This window comes from Pseudomonas sp. (assembly GCF_028293835.1).
In the GTDB taxonomy this organism is placed as follows: domain Bacteria; phylum Pseudomonadota; class Gammaproteobacteria; order Pseudomonadales; family Pseudomonadaceae; genus Aquipseudomonas.
Window position 1 is genome coordinate 1 of the sequence record NZ_JAQGNX010000137.1, and the last position, 4,647, is coordinate 4,647.

A 4,647-nucleotide genomic window follows, 5' to 3' on the forward strand; every position below is an offset into this window, starting at 1 on the left:
CTTGTCAAAGTACGCACTATTCAGTAAGATCCGCCGTCTAATTTATCAGGGCGGCCCCTGAGGCTATTAAAGAATGAAAACTTTTACTGCTAAACCGGAAACAGTTACGCGCGACTGGTTCGTCGTCGACGCTGCTGGTCAGACACTGGGTCGTCTGGCGACCGAGATCGCGAGCCGTCTTCGTGGCAAGCACAAGCCGGAATACACTCCGCACGTCGATACTGGCGACTACATCGTCGTTATCAACGCTGAGCAAATCCGCGTTACCGGTGCTAAAACCACCGACAAGATCTACTACTCTCACTCTGGTTTTCCGGGCGGGATCAAGTCGATCAACTTTGAAAAGCTGATCGCTAAAGCCCCAGAGCGCGTGATCGAGACCGCGGTTAAAGGCATGCTGCCTAAAAACCCGTTGGGTCGCGACATGTATCGTAAGCTGAAAGTCTATGCGGGCACTGTACACCCTCATACTGCTCAGCAGCCCCAAGAACTGAAGTTTTAACGGAATAGTTCATTATGTCGGCGACTCAAAATTACGGCACTGGCCGTCGCAAGACCGCAACTGCACGCGTTTTCCTGCGTCCAGGTACCGGCAACATCTCGATCAACAACCGTACTCTTGACGGTTTCTTCGGCCGCGAAACTGCCCGCATGGTAGTTCGTCAACCGCTGGAACTGACTCAGACTACCGAGAAATTCGACATCTACGTCACTGTTATCGGTGGCGGCACAAGTGGTCAGGCTGGCGCAATCCGCCACGGCATCACTCGCGCTCTGATGCAGTATGACGAAACCCTGCGTGGCGCTCTGCGCAAAGCTGGCTTCGTTACTCGTGATGCTCGTGAAGTAGAACGTAAGAAAGTAGGTCTGCGCAAAGCGCGTAAGCGTCCGCAGTACTCGAAGCGTTAATCGCTGCTACTTTAAAGACGCCCAGTCTCCTTTTCGGAGCTGGGCGTTTTTTTATGGGCGCTCGGTTAGGTGTGACAACGTGCCACATCCTTCCGAACCCCGTGTTATAAGGCCTTAGGCCGTTTCGCAAAGGTAATTCCCTTGTCAAAAGAGGGGCTTTTCATTACCATTCGGCAGCATTTTTACACAGCATAAATTTATTTTAAGTAGACGCCTGATCAAACAGGCCACAGAGCTGATGGGAGAGGACGGAATGAGCAATGACGGCGTGAATGTAGGCCGGCGTCGCTTCCTCGTAGCGGCCACATCCGTGGTTGGTGCAGCAGGAGCGGTTGGGGCGGCGGTCCCGTTCGTGGGGTCATGGTTCCCCAGTGCCAAGGCGAAAGCTGCCGGTGCGCCGGTAAAGGTAAATGTCAGCAAGATCGAGCCGGGACAGCAGATGATTGCTGAGTGGCGAGGACAGCCGGTTTTCATCGTCCGTCGTACCCCAGAGATTTTGGCTAATCTGAAAAAAATCGAGGGGCAACTCTCCGATCCGGATTCCAAGAATTCAACCCAGCCGACCTACGTCGATCCTGAAGTGCGTTCGATCAAACCAGAACTGCTGCTGCTGGTTGGAATTTGCACCCACTTGGGTTGCTCGCCGACGTTTCGTCCTGAAGTGGCCCCCGCTGATTTGGGCAAAGATTGGGTCGGTGGTTATTTCTGCCCCTGTCACGGCTCGCACTACGATCTCGCGGGTCGCGTCTACAAATCTCAACCGGCACCTTTGAATCTACCCGTGCCGCCGCATTCCTATGAGTCGGACAGCATTATTGTCATCGGCGTCGATCAGGAGAAAGCGTGATGAGCAAGTTCATGGACTGGGTTGATGCGCGCTTCCCCGCCACAAAAATGTGGGAAGACCATCTCAGCAAGTATTACGCACCAAAAAACTTCAACTTCTTCTACTTCTTCGGCTCGCTGGCGCTGCTGGTCCTGGTCAATCAGATCGTTACCGGTGTCTGGCTGACCATGAGCTACACGCCGTCGGCCGAAGAGGCGTTCGCTTCTGTCGAATACATCATGCGTGACGTGGAATATGGCTCGATCCTGCGCCTGCTCCACTCAACGGGCGCCTCCGCGTTCTTCATCGTGGTCTATCTGCACATGTTCCGTGGGCTGCTCTACGGTTCCTATCAGAAGCCGCGTGAGCTGGTCTGGCTGTTCGGCATGTTGATCTACCTGGCGCTGATGGCTGAAGCGTTCATGGGTTACTTGCTGCCTTGGGGCCAAATGTCCTACTGGGGGGCGCAGGTGATCATCTCGCTGTTCGGTGCGATTCCGGTTATCGGTGGCGACCTGACCCAATGGATTCGGGGCGATTACCTGATTTCAGGGATTACCTTGAACCGTTTCTTTGCGCTGCACGTGGTGGCCCTGCCGATCGTTATCCTGGGTCTGGTGGTGTTGCACGTTCTGGCGCTGCACGAAGTCGGTTCGAACAACCCGGACGGTGTCGACATCAAGAAACACAAGGACGAGAACGGCGTACCGCTGGATGGCATTGCCTTCCACCCGTACTACACCGTGAAAGATATCGTCGGCGTCGTGGTGTTCCTGTTTATCTTTTGCTCGATTGTATTTTTCTTCCCGGAAATGGGCGGGTATTTCCTCGAGAAGCCTAACTTTGAAGTGGCGAACGCGTTCAAGACCCCAGAGCATATCGCTCCGGTTTGGTATTTCACGCCGTTCTACGCGATATTGCGGGCGATCCCGGACAAACTCATGGGTGTTATCGCCATGGGGGCTGCGATCGCGGTGCTGTTCGTGTTGCCATGGCTTGATCGCAGTCCGGTCAAATCCATGCGCTACAAGGGCTGGCTAAGCAAAATCTGGTTGCTGGTGTTCTGTGTGTCGTTCGTGATTCTGGGGATTCTTGGCGTTTTACCGCCTACTCCCGAGCGCACGATTGTGTCGCAGGTGTGTACGTTCCTGTACTTCGCCTACTTCATTCTGATGCCGTTCTATACCCGGCTCGAGAAGACCAAACCCGTTCCAGAAAGGGTGACTGGCTGATGAAAAAGCTATTTGCTGTATTGTTTTTTGCGCTTCTGCCCACTCTGTCCTTCGCAGCCGAGCACGGTCCTGAGCTGGAAAAAGTCGATATCGATGTGTCCGACAATGCCGCCATGCAGGACGGTGCGCGTACATTCGTGAACTACTGCATGGGCTGCCACAGCGCAAAGTTTCAGCGCTATGAGCGCGTTGCCGATGACCTGGGTATTCCCCACGACATGATGTTGGAGAAGCTGGTGTTCACCGGCGCCAAAATCGGCGACCACATGTCTATCGGCATGCAGCCTGCGGACGCCAAAGCCTGGTTCGGGGCGGCTCCGCCCGATCTGACCCTGGTGGCTCGTGTTCGGGGTACTGACTGGCTCTATAGCTACCTGCGCTCGTTCTATGAAGATCCTGCACGCCCTTGGGGGGTGAACAACAAGGTTTACCCCAACGTCGGCATGCCTAACGTACTGGAGGGGCTGCAAGGTCGCCAGGTCGTTGGTTGCAAACAAGTGCAAGTGGTTGAGGACGGCAAGAAGCAATATGACCCTCTGACGGGGTCGCCATTGACCCACGAAGCGTGCGACCAGTTGACCGTATTGCCGAAAACTGGCTCTTTAAATGAAGAACAGTTCGATGAGAAGGTCAAAAATCTTGTAACCTTCCTCGCTTACTCGGCGAATCCGGTGAAGCTGCAACATCAGCGCATCGGAACCTATGTATTGCTTTACCTGGCCTTCTTCTTCGTTTTCGCGTATTTGCTCAAGCGCGAGTACTGGAAAGATGTCCATTGATTGAGCTGTAAACTCTGCTGTTAACGAAGCGCGCCCTAGGGTGCTTCAGGATAACGAGTGTGGGGCGGGAGGTCGCTTAGGCGTATCCTGTCCCGCGCAGTCGATATCGGAGGCGCCCTCTGGGCGCGCTCGTTTTTCTGCTTTTGAAAACTTTTACAAGCGAGGAGGACCGCCATGGGCGTGACCAACCGGTTGGCCTGTTACTCCGACCCCGCCGACCACTATTCCCACCGCGTGCGCATTGTGCTCGCGGAGAAAGGTGTCAGCGCTGAGATCATTGATGTAGTCGCGGGCCGTCATCCGCCGAAATTGATCGAGGTGAATCCGTACGGCAGCGTGCCGACCCTGGTCGATCGTGATCTGGCGTTGTACGAGTCGACGGTGGTAATGGAATATCTGGACGAACGCTATCCGCACCCGCCGTTGTTGCCGGTTTATCCGGTGGCCCGTGCCAATAGCCGTCTGCTGATTCATCGTATTCAACGCGATTGGTGTGGTCTGGTGGATCTGATTCTGGATTCACGCAGCAAGGAAACGGCTCGCGTTCAAGCGCGAAAAGAACTGCGGGAAAGCCTGACCGGCGTTTCTCCGCTGTTCGCTGACAAGCCTTTTTTCCTTAGCGAAGATCAAAGTCTGGTGGATTGCTGCCTTTTGCCCATGCTTTGGCGCCTCCCACTCATGGGTATAGAATTGCCGCGGCAAGCTAAACCGTTGCTTGATTACATGGAGCGCCAGTTTGCACGTGAGGCCTTCCAGACAAGTCTGTCTGGTGCCGAACGTGACATGCGCTAAGTCCTAAGGAGCCGTTGATGAACTCCAGTCGCCCTTATCTGATCCGTGCTCTGTATGAGTGGATCGTAGATAACGATTGCACCCCGCATATGCTGGTCAATGCGGAATA

The 4,647-nt window shown here is 54.6% G+C and carries 6 protein-coding genes and 1 pseudogene; all 7 read left to right on the forward strand.

The window, feature by feature from the left end:
* Positions 1 to 73 precede the first annotated feature (73 nt).
* Entirely contained in the window at positions 74 to 502 is a 429-nt protein-coding gene (gene rplM / locus JWR17_RS19100) for a 50S ribosomal protein L13 (RefSeq protein ID WP_299833747.1), read from the forward strand.
* A gap of 14 nt (positions 503 to 516) precedes the next feature.
* Positions 517 to 909, forward strand: a complete 393-nt coding sequence (gene rpsI / locus JWR17_RS19105; RefSeq protein ID WP_297846183.1) for a 30S ribosomal protein S9 — start codon at positions 517 to 519, stop codon at positions 907 to 909.
* A gap of 253 nt (positions 910 to 1,162) precedes the next feature.
* Positions 1,163 to 1,756 carry a ubiquinol-cytochrome c reductase iron-sulfur subunit gene (petA, locus tag JWR17_RS19110; protein ID WP_299833750.1) on the forward strand — a complete coding sequence of 198 codons (594 nt, stop codon included), beginning with the start codon at positions 1,163 to 1,165 and terminating at the stop codon, positions 1,754 to 1,756.
* A complete protein-coding gene (locus tag JWR17_RS19115; protein WP_299833752.1) occupies positions 1,756 to 2,967 on the forward strand; it encodes a cytochrome bc complex cytochrome b subunit in 1,212 nt (403 codons plus the stop codon). The genes petA and JWR17_RS19115 overlap by 1 nt, the downstream gene beginning before the upstream one ends.
* The gene (locus JWR17_RS19120) at positions 2,967 to 3,746 is read left to right on the forward strand and encodes a cytochrome c1 (RefSeq protein ID WP_299833754.1); all 780 of its coding nucleotides are present in this window, start codon (positions 2,967 to 2,969) and stop codon (positions 3,744 to 3,746) included. Before JWR17_RS19115 ends, JWR17_RS19120 begins: the two co-directional genes overlap by 1 nt.
* Before the next feature lie 174 nt (positions 3,747 to 3,920).
* Positions 3,921 to 4,538 (forward strand): glutathione S-transferase N-terminal domain-containing protein, encoded by a 618-nt coding sequence (locus JWR17_RS19125; protein WP_299833756.1) that lies wholly within the window; start codon positions 3,921 to 3,923, stop codon positions 4,536 to 4,538.
* A gap of 17 nt (positions 4,539 to 4,555) precedes the next feature.
* Positions 4,556 to 4,647: pseudogene (locus JWR17_RS19130) on the forward strand (ClpXP protease specificity-enhancing factor); the annotation flags it as partial.

Coding starts and splice junctions, on each gene's coding strand:
- JWR17_RS19120 (WP_299833754.1), top strand. CDS start 2,967: ATGAAAAAGCTATTTGCTGTATTGTTTTTTGCGCTTCTGCCCACTCTG.
- JWR17_RS19115 (WP_299833752.1), top strand. CDS start 1,756: ATGAGCAAGTTCATGGACTGGGTTGATGCGCGCTTCCCCGCCACAAAA.
- petA (WP_299833750.1), top strand. CDS start 1,163: ATGAGCAATGACGGCGTGAATGTAGGCCGGCGTCGCTTCCTCGTAGCG.
- rplM (WP_299833747.1), top strand. CDS start 74: ATGAAAACTTTTACTGCTAAACCGGAAACAGTTACGCGCGACTGGTTC.
- JWR17_RS19125 (WP_299833756.1), top strand. CDS start 3,921: ATGGGCGTGACCAACCGGTTGGCCTGTTACTCCGACCCCGCCGACCAC.
- rpsI (WP_297846183.1), top strand. CDS start 517: ATGTCGGCGACTCAAAATTACGGCACTGGCCGTCGCAAGACCGCAACT.